8 protein-coding genes are annotated in these 15065 nt (G+C 72.3%); 2 read left to right on the forward strand and 6 right to left on the reverse strand.

The features are described 5' to 3' along the window. The first annotated feature begins 253 nt into the window (after positions 1-253). Positions 254-997 (forward strand): SDR family oxidoreductase, encoded by a 744-nt coding sequence (locus tag IF01_RS0102610; protein WP_030391568.1) that lies wholly within the window; start codon positions 254-256, stop codon positions 995-997. 56 nt (positions 998-1053) lie between these two features. Here IF01_RS0102610 and IF01_RS0102615 read toward each other — a convergent pair whose 3' ends face one another. The 6 genes from IF01_RS0102615 to pulA all read right to left on the reverse strand — a co-directional run bounded on the left by IF01_RS0102615 (position 1054) and on the right by pulA (position 13807). Next, positions 1054-1275, reverse strand: coding sequence for a hypothetical protein (locus IF01_RS0102615; protein WP_030391569.1), 222 nt, complete (start codon positions 1273-1275; stop codon positions 1054-1056). 113 nt (positions 1276-1388) lie between these two features. Then, a complete protein-coding gene (locus IF01_RS0102620; protein WP_051754831.1) occupies positions 1389-3164 on the reverse strand; it encodes a carbohydrate-binding module family 20 domain-containing protein in 1776 nt (591 codons plus the stop codon). A 228-nt stretch (positions 3165-3392) separates the two neighbouring features. After that, positions 3393-3731, reverse strand: coding sequence for a P-II family nitrogen regulator (locus IF01_RS0102625; RefSeq protein ID WP_030391571.1), 339 nt, complete (start codon positions 3729-3731; stop codon positions 3393-3395). Further along, on the reverse strand, positions 3728-5098 hold the full coding sequence (locus IF01_RS0102630; protein WP_063764110.1) for an ammonium transporter: 1371 nt from the start codon (positions 5096-5098) through the stop codon (positions 3728-3730). Before IF01_RS0102630 ends, IF01_RS0102625 begins: the two co-directional genes overlap by 4 nt. A gap of 297 nt (positions 5099-5395) precedes the next feature. Beyond that, complete coding sequence (locus IF01_RS0102635; protein WP_030391573.1) at positions 5396-7732, reverse strand: M4 family metallopeptidase; 2337 nt, start codon at positions 7730-7732, stop codon at positions 5396-5398. 570 nt (positions 7733-8302) lie between these two features. Then, entirely contained in the window at positions 8303-13807 is a 5505-nt protein-coding gene (gene pulA, locus IF01_RS0102640; protein ID WP_030391574.1) for a pullulanase-type alpha-1,6-glucosidase, read from the reverse strand. Between the two features lie 329 nt (positions 13808-14136). On the opposite strand from pulA, the gene IF01_RS0102645 reads away from it, so the two are divergent. Beyond that, positions 14137-15045: a phosphatase PAP2 family protein gene (locus IF01_RS0102645; RefSeq protein ID WP_051754832.1), complete on the forward strand. Its 909-nt coding sequence runs from the start codon at positions 14137-14139 to the stop codon at positions 15043-15045. The last annotated feature ends 20 nt before the right edge of the window (positions 15046-15065 follow it).

A 15065-nucleotide genomic window follows, 5' to 3' on the forward strand; every position in this document is an offset into this window, starting at 1 on the left:
AAGCCTCTGCCGGTCCCTGCCGACCGGCGGGGGGACTCCCCCGCCGGTCGGCGGGGATCCGCCGGACCGGGACCGGAGTCCTCCTCCAGGACCGTCCGCGGGACCACCGCGGGCCCGTCCACCGCCCACCGCCGGAACCGCCCGAACGAGCGAGCGGCCACCGCGCCGCCCGGGCCTTGGACACTCGTACCAGTGACGCCGGGGCGGGGATCGGGAACGATCGGGCCAGCCGCCGTGAGCCGAGGAGTCCGCCATGCTGGAACAGATCGCCGTTGTCACCGGAGCCGGGAGCGGCGTCGGCCGGGCCGTCGCGCGGGAACTGGCCGCCGGGGGCTGGCAGCTGGTGCTCGCCGGACGGCGCGCGGAACCGCTGCGCGAGACCGCCCGGACGATCGCCACGGAGGCCCTGGTGACACCGACCGACGTCACCGATCCGGAGGCCGTGGACGCGCTGTTCGCGGCGGCCGTCGAACGCTTCGGGCGGGTGGACCTGCTGTTCAACAACGCCGGGACCTTCGGCGCCCCGGCCGCGGTGGACGAGCTGGACATCGCCGAGTGGCGGGCCGTGGTGGACCTCAATCTGACCGGCGCGTTCCTGTGCGCCCGCGCGGCGTTCCGGCAGATGCGGGCGCAGCGTCCGCAGGGTGGCCGGATCATCAACAACGGCTCGATCTCCGCGCATGTGCCGCGCCCGCAGTCGATCGCCTACACCGCGACCAAGCACGCCGTGACCGGGCTGACCAAGTCGCTGTCGCTGGACGGCCGCCCGTACCGGATCGCCTGCGGGCAGATCGACATCGGCAACGCCGCCACCGACATGACGGCCGCGATGAGCCTGGGCGTCCGGCAGGCGGACGGGCGGATCGCGGTGGAGCCGACCATGGACGTCGCCGACGTGGCCCGCACCGTGCGGCACATGGCGGAACTGCCGCTGGAGGCCAATGTGCAGTTCGCCACCGTGATGGCGACCACCATGCCGTACGTCGGCCGCGGCTGAGCCGACGACCGGAGCCGACCACCAGGCCCAGGAAGCCCACGAACGGGCCCCGGCGGCTACTCGTCGTGGGAGTGCCGGTAGCGGCGCCCGCCGCCCTCCTCGACCAGCAGGTAGACGCTGGTGGTGGGCCAGTACTCGCCCGCCTCGGCGGCGGGCAGTTCGGTCCGCAGCGCCATCCGCAGCGAGGGCGGCGGGGCGGCGGCGTGGACGCGCTTGCGGTGGCCGTCCCAGCGGCCGCCGCAGAGTTCGAGGTCGAGGACGACGGGGGTGGTGCTCATTCCGCGATGCTGCCAGCGTTCACCCGCCGAAACGGGTTTGCGGCCGCCGGTCCACTCGTAGGGGGGATGCCCGTCGCACCACGCTGACGGGCATCCCCCGCACCGACACCCGCCTACGGGCGCCAGGTGTCGTTCAGCACCACCTTGCCCGAGGCGGGCACCGTCGCGGTCCGGTTGGCCCCGGACTCCCAGGTGACCGCGCCCGAGGCGTCCTTGCGGACGTACTTGTACGCGAAGGACGTCCCGGCGGGCAGCGCCAGGTCGAGCTTCCACAGCGGGTAGGCGGCCGAGGAGAGCGGCAGCGCGGCGGCCGGGTCCCAGGCGCCGAGGGCGGGATTGTCCCCGACCACGTAGAGGTTCTGCCCCCAACTGGTGGTCGCGTTGACGGCGAAGGACGCCCCGCCGGTCACCGCGGTGCCGCCGCCGGGAGCTCCGACGTACAGCGCGACCGCGTCGCCGGCGCCGACGGTGGCGGTGAAACGGCCGTCCGTGCCGACGGTGTAGGACGGTCCGGTGCACCCCCCGGCCGCCGGGTCGCCGTGCTGGACGTCGCAGTACGAGCCTGCCGGCAGCGAGGTCTGGAAGGTCCGGGTGAGCGCGCCGCTCTCCCGGTTGATCGCCACGAAGCCCTTGCCGCCCCGGCCGAAGGCGATCGCGTTGCTGCCGTTGGACCACCAGTCGGTGAGCCCGGTGCCGGCCACCGCGTTGCGGAAGCCGACCATGTTGGCCACCTGCCGCCAGGCGTGGGTGCAGTTCCAGCCGTCCTGGTAGCAGGCGTTGACGGTGCCGCCGTTCGGCGGGCCGTCGTCGTGGCCGGTGAAGGCGTAGCCGGAGTAGACGTTGGGCGAGCCGTACGGGTGGGCCAGCACGAAGATGTTGGCCAGGGTGTAGGCGGAGCCGTCCCGGTAGGTCAGCGTGGAGCCGTTGCGCTCGGTGTCCCAGTTGTCGACGAAGGTGCGGGCCCTGTCGGTGGGCAGCAGGCCGCCGCCCCAGCCGGACAGGTCGGCGAGCCGGCCGCCCTGGAAGGCGCTCTTCAGCCAGGTGCCGGAGCGGAACTCGTCGACGTCGCCGGTGCCGGTGTACTCGGAGGGCTGGATCGGCTCGCCCGCGCCGTAGATGACCTCCTGCACCCAGTAGGCCTGCGGGTTGGCCGTCTTCGCCTTGATGGCGGCGAGGTCGGCGGCGGCGATGTGCTTGGCGGCGTCGATCCGGTAGCCGTCGACGCCCAGCGAGCCCAGGTCGTTCAGGTAGGCCGCGATCGTCCGCTGGACGTAGGCGCTGCCGGTGTCCAGGTCGGAGAGGTTGACCAGCTCGCAGTTCTGCACCTCGGAGCGGTCGTTGTAGTTGCCGATCGCCCGCCGGCAGGAGTGGAAGTCCTGGTCCTGGTAGTACCCGGGGTAGGTGTACTTGCTGTAGGCGGTGCCGCCGGTGCCGGTGCCGGAACCCGCCGACATGTGGTTGATCACCGAGTCGGCGATCACCTTGACGCCGGCCGCGTGGCAGGTGTCGATCATGTTCTTGAAGGCCGTGCGGTCGCCGAGGCGCCCGGCTATCCGGTAGCTCACGGGCTGGTAGGAGGTCCACCACTGGCTGCCCTGGATGTGCTCCTGGGGCGGTGAGACCTCGACGAAGCCGTAGCCCTTGGGGCCGAGGGTGTCGGTGCAGGCCTTGGCGACCGAGTCGAAGCGCCACTCGAAGAGGGTCGCTGTGACGTCCTTGCCGCCGCCGGGCGGGGCGGCCTGTGCGGTGGGGGCGGCGCCGAGGGCGGCGGTGAGCGAGAGGGCCAGGGCCGCCGAGGCGCCGAGCGCGCCGGCCGCGCGGACCGGCCTGGCGCTGCGGACGGGCCCGGTTCTGCGGGCAGGCCGGCGGGCGGGAACGGTGGTGACCACGTTGTCTCCTGTGGGGGTGGCTGGGGTGGGGCAGCCGGGTACCGCTGATGAAAGCTTGCTGAAACTTTCAGGAAATGTGCTGCGCCGAACTTAGGGTCACCACCGAAACCCGTCAAGGGGATGGGAGAAAGGTTTCCGCAGACCTTCAAAGGTCGCAGACGAACCCATGGCGAAGGCGCCACCCCTGGAAAGAGGTGACGCCTGTCCGGTGGGGTGGCCGACGCCCCGTCAGACCGCGTCCGGCCCGCGCTCGCCGGTGCGCACCCGGACGACGGTCTCCACCGGCACCGCCCACACCTTGCCGTCGCCGATCTTCCCGGTCCGGGCCGCCCGGACCACCGCCTCGATCACCAGGTCCGCGTCCTCGTCCTCGACGACGACCTCGATCCGCACCTTGGGCACCAGGTCGATCCGGTACTCGGCGCCCCGGTACACCTCGGTGTGCCCGTGCTGGCGGCCGTACCCGCTGGCCTCGCTGACGGTCAGTCCGTGCACCCCGGCGGCCTGCAGCGCGCGCTTGACCTCGTCCAGCTTGAACGGCTTCACGATCGCGGTGATCAGCTTCATGCGGAGGGCGCCTTGTCGGACGGGTGCGCGAGCACGCTGGCGGCGGGGCGGGCCTGGACTGTCCCCTGCCCCAGCACGCCGTGGCCCAGGACGCCGTGATCGTACGCGGTCTCGGCGTGCACGGCGAGGTCCAGGCCGGTGAGCTCGTCCTCCTCACCGGCCCGGAAGCCCATCAGCCGCTCGATCGCCCACCCGATGCCGTAGGTGACCGCGAAGGCGTAGGCCGCGACGGCGGCGACGGCCACCAGCTGACGCCCCAACTGCCCGAACCCGCCGCCGTGCAGCAGCCCCGTCGCGCCGCCGGTCATCGCGGCGGTGGCGAAGAGGCCGATCAGTACGGTGCCGATCGCCCCGGCCACGAAGTGCACGCCCACCACGTCCAGCGAGTCGTCGAAGCCGAAGCGGAACTTCCAGCTCACCGCGTACGAGCAGACCACGCCGGCCGCCAGCCCGATCACCAGCGCGCCGAGCAGGTCGACGCTGCCGCAGGACGGCGTGATCGCGACCAGGCCCGCCACCGCGCCGGAGGCCGCGCCGAGGGTGGTGGCGTGGCCGTCCCGGCGCTTCTCGACCAGCAGCCAGCCGAGCAGCCCGGCGCAGCCGGCCGCCTGGGTGTTGAGCAGGGCGGAGGCGGCCAGGCCGTTGGCGCCCAGCGCCGAACCGGCGTTGAAGCCGAACCAGCCGAACCAGAGCAGGCCCGCGCCGAGCAGCACCAGCGGCAGGCTGTGCGGGCGCATCGCCTCCTTGCGGAAGCCGATCCGGGGCCCGAGCAGCAGCGCCAGGGCCAGGCCGCTCGCCCCGCAGTTGACCTCGACCACGGTGCCGCCGGCGAAGTCCAGCGCGCCGAGCCGGGCCAGGATCCAGCCGCCGGGCGCGAACACCCAGTGCGCGACCGGGACGTAGACCAGCAGCGTCCAGACGGCGGTGAAGGCCACCCAGGCGCCGAACCTGGCCCGGTCCGCGATGGCGCCGCTGATCAGCGCGGCGGTGATGATCGCGAAGGTCAGCTGGAAGGTCGCGAACAGCACGGTGGGGACGGTGCCGGTGACCGAGGCGGGCGTGATCCCGGCCATCCCCAGGTGGTCGAGGCCGCCGATCAGCCCCCAGCCACCGGCGTCCGGGCCGAACGCGAGCGAGTAGCCGGCCAGCAGCCAGACCACCGTGACCACCGCGATCGAGACGAAGCTCATCATGATCATGTTGAGCACGCTCTTGGCGCGGACCATGCCGCCGTAGAACAGCGCCAGCCCCGGGGTCATCAGCAGCACCAGCGCGGTGGCGGCGAGCAGCCAGGCGGTGTCGCCGGTGTCGATCCCCGACGGCGCGGAGGCGGCCAGGGCCGCGGCGGGGGGAGCGGCCAGGAGCATGGGGTCCTCCGGAGGGCTGCGTGCGGAAGCAGGTGCCGGAAGTGTGGCGAGAACGGATTACCGGTCGCGGACGGACACGTTTCGCCCGTGTTTCGTGTTGCCCGCGGGTTGCCCCGGGGTGACCGCACGGTTTCCGGAAGCTCACGGCCCCGGACCGCACGGCGCCGATCCGTACCGGCCCCCGAGCCCCGCTCCCCCGCCCCGCGCGCACCCGCCCACGACACAGGGCCCGGCGGTCGCACCCGCCGGGCCCTGCCCTGTCTTTACCTGGTTTCCGCCGGTTTCACCGGCGCCGGGTCAGCTCGTGGCGATCGAGGTGTCGTCGATCACGAAGCTGGTCTGCAGCGAGGAGTCCTCGGTGCCGTTGAACTTCAGGGTGACCGTCTGGCCCGCGTAGGTCGACAGGTCGAAGGTCCGCAGCTGGTAGCCCGCGGCCGCGTCCACGTTGGAGTAGGTCTTCAGCGTGGTGCCGTTGACCTGGACCGTCAGCTTGTCGTACTGGGTGGTGCCGGACTCGCCGGTGTCGATGTGCAGGTAGAAGCTCAGGGTCGCCTTGCAGCCGGCCGGGATGGTGACCGTCTGCGAGAGGCTGTCGGTGTGGGTGGAGCCGTAGCCGTTCAGCCACGACTTCCAGGTGCCACCGTGCGGGGCCTGCGAGGACGAGTTGTCGATGACGCCGCTGGAGGCGGTCCACGGCGCGGCCGTGCCCGTCTCGAAGCCCGCGTTGCCGAGCAGCTGCGCCGGGGTGCAGGTGCTGCTGCCGTCGGTGACCGCCCAGGTGAAGGTGGCCGAGCCGGTCTTGCCGGCCGAGTCCTTCGCCGTCACGGTGACGCTGGAGTTGCCGATCGTGGTCGGGGTGCCGGTGACCGCGCCGGTGGAGGCGTTGATCGACAGGCCGGCCGGCAGGCCGGTGGCCGAGTAGGTGAGCGGGGCGGTGCCGCCGGTGGCCTTGATGGCCAGGTTGACGGCGGTGCCGACCTTGGTGCTCTGGTTGCCCGGGCTGGTGACGGTGACGCCGCCCGGGTTCGGGGGCACGGTGCCGACGTTGACGCCCGCCCAGGCGGTGCCGACCGCGATCAGCTCGGGGCTGCCGTCGCCGTAGAGGGCCTTGGCGGCGTTCTCCGTGGCGGTGCGGGCCTGGGCGAAGTTGGTGGTGGAGGTCATGTACGCGGTCAGCGCCTTGTACCAGATCTGCAGCGCCTTGTCCCGGCCGATGCCGGTGACGGTGATGTTGTTGGTGGTCGGGCTGTTGTAGCTGACGCCGTTGATCACCTTGGCGCCGCTGCCCTCCGCCAGCAGGTAGAAGAAGTGGTTGGCGACACCGGACGAGTAGTGCACGTCCAGGTTGCCGACGCCCGAGTACCAGGAGTCGGCCGAGCCGCCGTCCTTGGAGGGCTTGTCCATGTAGCGCAGCGGCGTGCCGTTGCCGTTGATGTCGATGAGCTCGCCGACCAGGTAGTCCGGGTTGTCCTTCGGCAGGTTGGCGTAGAACTCGACCGCGTTGCCGAAGATGTCCGAGGTGGCCTCGTTGAGGCCGCCGGACTCGCCGGAGTAGTTGAGGTTGGCGGTGGCGGAGGTGACGCCGTGGCTCATCTCGTGGCCGGCCACGTCCAGCTCGGTCAGCGGGTGGGTGTCGCCGGACCCGTCGCCGTAGGTCATGCAGAAGCAGCCGTCGTCCCAGAAGGCGTTGACGTAGCCGGTGTCGTAGTGGACCCGGCTGAAGGCGCCGGCGCCGTCGTTGCGGATGCCGCTGCGGCCGAAGGTGTTCTTGTAGAAGTCCCAGGTGGCGGCGGCACCGTACTGGGCGTCGACGGCGGCGGACTCGCGGTTGCTGGCCGAGCCGTTGCCCCAGGTGTCGCTGGACTTGCTGAACAGGGTGCCGTTGCCGGTGGTCCGGTTGCCCATGTCGGTGGTGTACTGCCCGCCGCGGGTGCCGTCCTTGAGCTGGAACGAGGACCCGCTCTGGGTGGTGGTCAGCGGCACGTTGCCGACGAAGACGCCGGTGCCGGTGCCGGTCTTGATGCCCTCGTTCTGGCTCAGCACGGCGCCGGTGGCGGCGTCGGTGACGACGTGCAGGCGGCTCGGGGTGCCGTCCGACTCCTTGCCGGAGACGACGGTCTCCCAGGCGAGCTTCGGGGTCCCGTCGGCGGCCCAGACGACCAGGCGCGGGGCGGTGTCGAGCGCGGAGCCGGCCTGGGCGGCCAGCGCCGCCTCCTGGGCCTTCGGCGCGGCGAGCTTCGGCGTGGTGTTCACGCCGCTCAGCACGGCCTCGCTGGCCTTGGTCACGCCCGTGGTGGCACCGGTCGCGTCCTGGTGGACGATCAGGTCGCCGCCGAGCACCGGCAGGCCGGCGTAGGTGCGCTCGTAGCGCAGGTGGCGGGCACCGTTGGTGTCCTGGACGACGTCCTTGGTGACCAGCTTCTCGTTCGCGGTCAGGCCCAGGGTCTGGGCGAGGCCGGCGGTCTGCTGGGTCGCGGAGGCGATCAGCTCGGCGCGGCTCGCCTGCTGCGCGGCGACGGCGGCCGGCGCGTCGGGGGTGACCGCCGTTGCGAGGGCCGGGAAACCGGTCACCAGCAGCGCGGTGGTGGCGGCCATGACAACCGCTGCCTTCCGAGCGTGGGCGTAACGGGACATGCGGACTCCTTTTCCGACCGCCGCGGGGTTCGCGGGCGGTGGACAGAACCTGGCCGCGGGGTTGCGACTCAGTGGGGGCCCCCGCCGCCGGTGCGCGGCGCGGGTGCGGTTGCGGAGCAAGGTGGTAATGCGTTTCGGCAGGGGGATCGCGCTGTTCCTGACCTCGGACAGCCGCACCGGGGGGTGGGGCCCCCTCGTCTGCAGCCGGAGGAATCGTGGCAGCAAACGAGCCGTTAATGACAGATGCATGCCATGGATTGGCCGATTAGCTACCGGGCCGTACATCTGCCGGACGGTCAGGAGTGTTACGCCCGTAAGAACATCCGACGATCGTTTTCATATCCGCCAAAAGGTTTGCTCACCCCCCGCAGGCACTGACCAGCGCTCAGGGCGCGGACCCGGCCCGCGGTACCCGCCCCGGGGCCCGGCGGGGGCGGCACCTCCCCTTTCCGGCCGTGCCAGGGGCGGTTTCCGGCCAACTCCATACATTGAATGGAACCGGAAACCCTGTGGATCAGTCCCGGGCCCCGCCCGTCGGTGACGGAACGGGGCCCGGTCGACGACACTCCGTCAGCTCTGCACGAACACCGCCACCGTGCGGCCCGGCACGGTGAAGGTCCCGGTCGCCGCGGCGAAGCCGGACCGCTTCACCACCGGGTCGGCGCCGCCGGCCTGGACCGGGTGCAGTGCCTGGGCCGTCCCGGCGAGCGCGCCGACGGTCTGGCTCTGCTCGGTGGGCGTCGCGTTGAACACCACCGTGATCCCCTTCCCCGCGCCCGGCAGCCCGGTGCCGTCCAGGTGCAGGGTGAGCACCCCCGGGACCTCGCCGGGCGTGCCCGACAGCGGATAGCCGAGCCGCTGCTGCACGGCCGCCAGGGTCGGCAGCGCGAACAGCGGCGAGGAGCGCTTGATCCGCAGGAAGTCCTGGTACTGCGCGCCCGCCGCCGCGATGTCGGCGGCGCCCACGGTCAGCCGCGGGTCCGCCAGCAGGGCCTTGGCGGTGGGCCACAGCTCCTTGTTGTCCGCGGCCGGCGGCAGCCCCCGGCCCCAGCCGTTGCCGTCCCGCGGGTCCCAGTGGATCGCGTTGAACCAGTCGCCGGAGTCGTAGGAGTTGGCGTCCAGCGACTTGGAACGCAGCAGGTCGCTGCCCGCCTGGACGAAGCCGGGACCCTGCGACAGCGCGGTCAGCGCGAGTGCCAGCGCCTGCATCCGGGCCCGGTCCGCGGGCGCGGTGCCGGCCGGCAGCTTGTACGCCAGCGCGTCGAACAGGTCGGCGTTGTCGTGCGCGTCCACGTAGGCGAGCGCCTCGCCGGGCCGGGCCGCGTAGCCGGTCGGGGCGCCGTTGTAGTCGACGTCCTTTCCGGTGACGGTCCGTCCGGAGCTGTCGGTGAAGGAGTAGTCGGCCAGGTTGCCGGTCAGCCCCACCTTGAGCCGGTCCGTCTGCTGGAGCAGCCGGGCCTTCTGCTGCTCCGGGGTGCCGTTGGCGGCCGAGCCGTTCGGGTCGGTGAACAGGCCCGAGGCGAAGCCCTGCTGGGGCGCCGAGGAGAGCTGGAAGTTGCCGCCGCGCGCGGAGTCCCGGAACCGGTCGTCGAAGGTGGCGATGCCGGTGCCGGCCATGTTCCGCTGGGTGGCCTGCTCGAACCGGGCGTTGTCCGCCACCGCGCCGAAGTTCCAGCCCTCGCCGTAGAGCAGGACGTTCTTCCCGTCCACGCCGTCCGAGTCCGGCGTCATCCGGCGCAGCGCCGCCTGCACGTCCAGCATGGTGGACTTCGGGTCCAGGCCCATGAGGTCGAAGCGGAAGCCGTCCACCTTGTACTCGCGCGCCCAGGTGGTGACGGAGTCGACCACCAGGCGGTTCATCATGGCGTGCTCGGGCGCGGTGTCGGCGCAGCAGCTGTCCGCGGTCACCTTGCCGTTGGCGTCCAGCCGCTGGTAGTAGCCGGGGACGACCTTGTCCAGCACCGAGTGCTCGGCCTGGCCGCTCGCGGCGGTGTGGTTGTAGACGACGTCGAGCACCACCCGCAGGCCGGCCGCGTGGATCGCCTGCACCATCCGCCGGAACTGCACGGTGCGCGCGGTCCCTTCGGGGTCGGTGGCGTACGAGCCCTCCGGCACGTTGTAGTGGAGCGGGTCGTAGCCCCAGTTGTAGGCGTCCTGGGCGGCGACGGCCGCCACGCACTCCTGCTGCTTGTCGCTGTCGGCGGCCAGCGCGGCGAGGTCGCAGGCGGGCAGCTTCTGCTCGGCCCGGTTCTCCCTGATGGTGGCGATGTCGAAGGTCGGCAGCAGGTGGACCGTGGTGACCCCGGCCGCGGCGAGCTCGCGCAGGTGCTTCGCACCGGCCGCCTCCGACTCGGTGAAGGCCAGGTAGGTGCCGCGCTCGGCCGCCGGCACGGTGTCGTCCGCGACGGAGAAGTCCCGGACGTGCAGCTCCTGGATCTGCTCCCGCCCGAGCGGGACGGCCGGCGGGACGGCGTGGTTCTCCCAGCCCGGCGGCTTGAGCGCCTTCGCGGCGAGGTCGGCGACCAGGCTGCGCCGGGAGTCGGTGGAGAGGGCGACGGAGTACGGGTCGGTGACGGTGTTGACCACCAGCTGCTGGACCGTCGGCGCCCAGACCTTGACCTGGTACAGGTAGTACTTGCCGTCGAGTTCGGCCCGGTCCCGGACCACCTCCCAGACGCCGGTCTCCTCGTCGCGCTTCAGCGGCAGGGTCCTCGGGGTGCCGTCGGAGGCGGTGTCGAAGACCTGGACGGAGACCTCCTGCGCGGTCGGCGCCCAGAGCGAGAGCGCGACCTTGCCGTTGTAGTACGCCGGTCCGAAGTCGACCCGGCCGGTGCGGCGGGCGTACAGGTCGTCGAGCGCGCCGGGGATCTGCACCCCGGTGGCGGCCAGGGCGGCGCCGCTCGGCAGGTGCTCGGTGAACAGCAGCTGGCCGCGCAGGGCTTCCGGCACCCGGGCGGCGTCGCGGGTGTCGACGGTGAAGGCGCGGTAGCCGGCCAGGTGCGGGTAGGCCGCCTTCTGGGCGGCGGTCAGCCCGCCGGGGGCGGGCTCCAGCCGGATCCACCGGCCGGGCCCGGTGAGCGTGCCCCGGTCGGCCCGGATGCCGCCCGCCGGGTCGTACACCAGCTGGGCGCTGGTGCCGGCGGCGAGGGCGGCGTCCCCGGCGCCGTACCCGGGCGGGACGACGACGGTGCGGGCGTCGATCCACTGGGCCTTGGCGGAGGAGGGGTCCAGCTGGGAGGAGGCGCCGCCGGACTGCGGCAGCAGGTAGCCCTCGCGGCCGCCGAGGATCCAGACCTCGCGGCCGGTGCCGGCCAGGTCGAGCGACTGGTCGGCGGGCAGGTCCTTGTCGTTGCCCTTGTGCAGGATGTAGCTGAGGCTGGTCGCGCCGGGGGCGAGCGGCACCTCGAAGACGGCACCGAAGGCGTCCCGGCGGACGGGCTGCAGCGGGTTGCCCCAGTCGGTGGGGCTGGCGGCGCCGGTCCAGTCGTGCAGGCCCCAGCCGTCGTAGTTCCCGTCGGCCCGGTTGTAGTGGAGCACGGCGGTGCCCGCAGGCGGGGTGTTCGCCGGGCCGGGGTTCGCGGTGCGGACGGCCGGGTCGCCCTCCTGCAGCCAGACCTCGCCGGTGGCACCGAGGTCGAGGTGCCGGTCGGCGTCGACGTCCTTGACGCCGTCCTTCTCGACGACGAAGCCGAGGTCCGAGGCACCCGGCCTGAGCTTCACATAGGCGAAGGCGCCGTAGGCGTCCCGGCCGGTGAAGCCGTGGCCGGCGGGCCACTGGGTGGCCTCGCCGTCGGCGAGGTCGCCCCAGGCGTAGAGGTTCCAGCCGTCGTAGTCGCCGTCCTTGCGCTGGTAGTGGACGACGGCGTACGGGCGGGCGGCGGCGCTGGGGACCGGCTTCGGGGCCGGGGTGCCGGTGGTGAAGCCGCCGGTCGTGGAGCGCAGCCGGCCGGCGGCGTCCTGGACCACGGCCTTGTAGCGGACGGGCGTGCCGGGGGCGACGCCCGCGAGGTCCTGGGTGACGGCGTACTTCCCGGTGTCGGAGCTGCCGAGCACCTGCCAGGGCCGGTCGCCGATCTGCGCGGCGAAGGTGACCCGGCCGAATCCGCCGCCGGGCACCTGCGCACCGACGGTGACGGTTCCGGTGGAGCCCTCGGCGGGCACCCCGAGGGTGATCGCGGGCGCGGCGGCGGTCGGCACGAGCTTCCCGGCGGCCTTGAGGACGACCGAGGAGAGGGCCGGCACGGTGACGGTGACCCTGCGGTCGGCGCCGCTGGTGGTCCGTGCGCCGGGGGCCGGGTAGACCGGGTCGAAGCCCTGTCCGGCGGAGAAGGTGTCCAGGGTGACGGTCTTCGCCCCGGTGGCGTTGTTGACCGCGACCAGGTACTCGACCTGCTGGGCGGCGTCGATCCGGGAGAAGGCGTAGACGCCGGGGCCGTCGGCCGCGTACCGCTCGATCTGGGCGCCGTCGGCGAGCGCCGGGTGGTCGCGGCGGAGCTGGGCCAGGGCGGCGATGTCCCGGTAGGGCACGGCGTCCCGGTCGTAGCGGTCGGCGGGGCCGGGGGTGCCGCCGAGGACCCGGTCGGCGTTGTAGGAGGGGGTCTGCGAGGCGAAGACGTCCTGGCGGGCGTCCTTGTCGCCGCCGGCACCGGTGAAGCCCTGCTCGTCGCCGTAGTAGACGACGGGCTGGCCGCGGGTGAGGAACATCAGCTCGTTGCCGAGCCGGTCCTTCTTCAGCAGGGTGGCCTCGTCGGCGCCGGGGTTGTCGGCGAGCAGGAAGGAGCCGAAGCGGCCCATGTCGTGGTTGCCGAGGAAGGTCGGCAGCTCGTAGGCGTCGGTGTCGGCGGTGGTGTAGCGGTGGTCCTGGCCGTAGAGCTCGGCCAGGCCCCGGGCCGGGCCGCCCTGGGAGACGTAGGCGCGGGCGGCGCCCTGGAACGGGAAGTCGAGGGTGGCCTGGAGCCTGCCCCTGGTGACGTAGGGCGCGGTGACGGCCGGGTCTCCGGAGTAGACCTCGCCGAACATGAAGAACTTCTTGTTGCCCCGCTCGGCGGCGAACTCCTTGAGCGCGGGCGCCCACTGCTGCCAGAAGGCCATGTTGACGTGCTTGACGGTGTCGATCCGGAAGCCGTCGACGCCGGCCTCCTCGACCCACTGCTGGTAGACCTTCTCGAAGCCCTTGACCACCTTGGGGTTCTGGGTGTCGAGGTCGTCGAGGCCGGAGAAGTCGCCCTCGGTGGCGGACTCGCCGGCGAAGGTGGAGTCGCCCCGGTTGTGGTAGAGCGCGGGGTCGTTGAGCCAGGCCGGGGTCTTGGCGGTGGCGTCGGAGGGCCTGCGGAAGACCGGGCTGTAGGGGAACGAGTCCTTGGTCAGCTTCGGCCAGGCCGCTCCAGCGTCGGCGAGCGCGGTCTCGTCGACGGGGTTGCCGCCGGCGTCCAGCACCGGATAGGCGCCGGTGCTGCGGTAGCCGGACTGCCCCTGCCGGTTGTCGACGATGTCGGCGGTGTGGTTGGTGATGACGTCGAAGAAGACCTTGATGCCCCGGGCGTGGGCCTTGGCTATCAGCTCCTTCAACTGCTCGTTGGTGCCGAAGTGCGGGTCGACCCGGGTGAAGTCGGTGATCCAGTAGCCGTGGTAGCCGGCGCTGGCGGCGTCCCCGGTGCCCTGGACCGGCTTGTTGGTGAAGATCGGCGCCATCCAGATCGCGGTGGTGCCGAGGTCCTGGATGTAGTCGAGCCGCTGGATCAGCCCGGCGAGGTCGCCGCCGTGGTAGAAGCCCTTGTCGGCCGGGTCGAGGCCGTGGTCCAGGCGGGTACCGGTGATGCCGCCGGTGTCGTTGCCCCGGTCGCCGTTGGCGAAGCGGTCCGGCAGGACGAAGTAGAACTGCTCGCGGGTGAGGTCGTGCCGTCCGGCGGTGGCGGCCAGCGCGGCGTCCGAGGGCGGGCCGGGCGGGGCGGCGGCGAGCGCGGCCGGTCCGGTGGCGCCGAGGGTGGCGGCGGTGAGCGCGGCGGCCAGGAGCACCGCCGTCCGGCCGGGTCTGCGAGGGGTGCTCCGCCGGCGGCGGGGCGGGACTTCGGCCACTGAAGGCTCCCTTGCGCGGGTATACGGGGTCATGGGGTGGTCGGGTGGCCGAGACGCTAGCGGCCTGCAATATGTTTCAGCAAGATGCAGAAAGCGTTTCGGTCGGGGAAAATGCGCCCCGGTCCCGCGCTCCCACCCCCGATTGCGCCGCCCCGCCCGTCCGGCGTGACAATGGGACGTATGCCCGTCCCACCGGTTGACCCCAGATCCGTCCGCACCCCCTCCCCCGGTGGGAGCCACCCCCTACCTCTGAAGGGGGACAGCCGGTGAAGAATCCACTTCCGGAGGATGAGCAGACGGCTACGGGACGTCTGGCAGACTTCTCGTCCATGGGGGAACCGACCGAGATCCAGCAGAACGGCGGCCGCATGCCCGACGGAGCCACCCTTGCGGCCCGCACCCGTACCGCGGCCCTGCGTGACCGCGTCCGCGAGCAGCGCCGGTCGCCCGCGCGGCCGAGACTCTGGTTCGAGCTGGCACTGATCGGCATCAGCTACTGGATCTACTCCCTGGTGCGCAACGCCGTCCCCGAGCAGGAGACGATCGCGCAGAAGCACGCCGGCTGGATCTGGGACCTCGAGAAGTCCCTCGGCATCGCCGTCGAGCGCTCGGTCAACCACGCGGTCGACAGCGTCGGCTGGCTGATCACCGGGATGAACTACTACTACGCGACGCTGCACTTCGTGGTGACCATCGGCGTCCTGGTCTGGCTCTACCGGTGGCACCCCGGCCGCTACGCCGCGACCCGCACGGTGCTGTTCGTCACCACCGCGATCGCGCTGGTCGGCTTCTACTTCTTCCCGCTGGCCCCGCCCCGGCTGATGACCGACGGCGGCTTCATCGACACCGTGAAGACGCACGGCACCTGGGGCTCGATGGCCTCCGGCCCGGCCACCCACGTGTCCAACCAGTTCGCCGCGATGCCCTCGATGCACATCGGCTGGTCGACGTGGTGCGGTCTGACCATCTTCTTCCTGGCCCGCCGGACCTGGGTCCGGGTGCTGGGCCTGCTCTACCCGGCGGCCACCCTGCTGGTGATCGTCTCCACCGCCAACCACTTCTGGATGGACGCCGTCGGCGGCCTGCTGTGCCTGCTGGTCGGCTTCCTCACCGCCGGCTGGCTCTACCACTCCTGGGTCTACCGGCTCCCGCAGGTGCCCGCCCGGGAGCTGCCGGCCGAGCCGGTCACGGTGCCCGAGCAGTGGAGCGAGCCCGCGGTGAGCAGTTCCCGCCGCTGAGGCCGCGGCCGAGGACGAGA

The sequence above is a fragment of the Kitasatospora purpeofusca genome, assembly GCF_000718025.1.
Taxonomy (GTDB): Bacteria; Actinomycetota; Actinomycetes; order Streptomycetales; family Streptomycetaceae; genus Kitasatospora; species Kitasatospora purpeofusca.

Excerpts from the sequence above, each read along its gene's own strand:
- IF01_RS0102625 (WP_030391571.1), bottom strand. The coding sequence starts at position 3,731 with ATGAAGCTGATCACCGCGATCGTGAAGCCGTTCAAGCTGGACGAGGTC.
- IF01_RS0102615 (WP_030391569.1), bottom strand. The coding sequence starts at position 1,275 with ATGAGCACCACCCCCGTCGTCCTCGACCTCGAACTCTGCGGCGGCCGC.
- IF01_RS0102610 (WP_030391568.1), top strand. The coding sequence starts at position 254 with ATGCTGGAACAGATCGCCGTTGTCACCGGAGCCGGGAGCGGCGTCGGC.
- IF01_RS0102630 (WP_063764110.1), bottom strand. The coding sequence starts at position 5,098 with ATGCTCCTGGCCGCTCCCCCCGCCGCGGCCCTGGCCGCCTCCGCGCCG.
- IF01_RS0102645 (WP_051754832.1), top strand. The coding sequence starts at position 14,137 with ATGGGGGAACCGACCGAGATCCAGCAGAACGGCGGCCGCATGCCCGAC.
- IF01_RS0102635 (WP_030391573.1), bottom strand. The coding sequence starts at position 7,732 with ATGTCCCGTTACGCCCACGCTCGGAAGGCAGCGGTTGTCATGGCCGCC.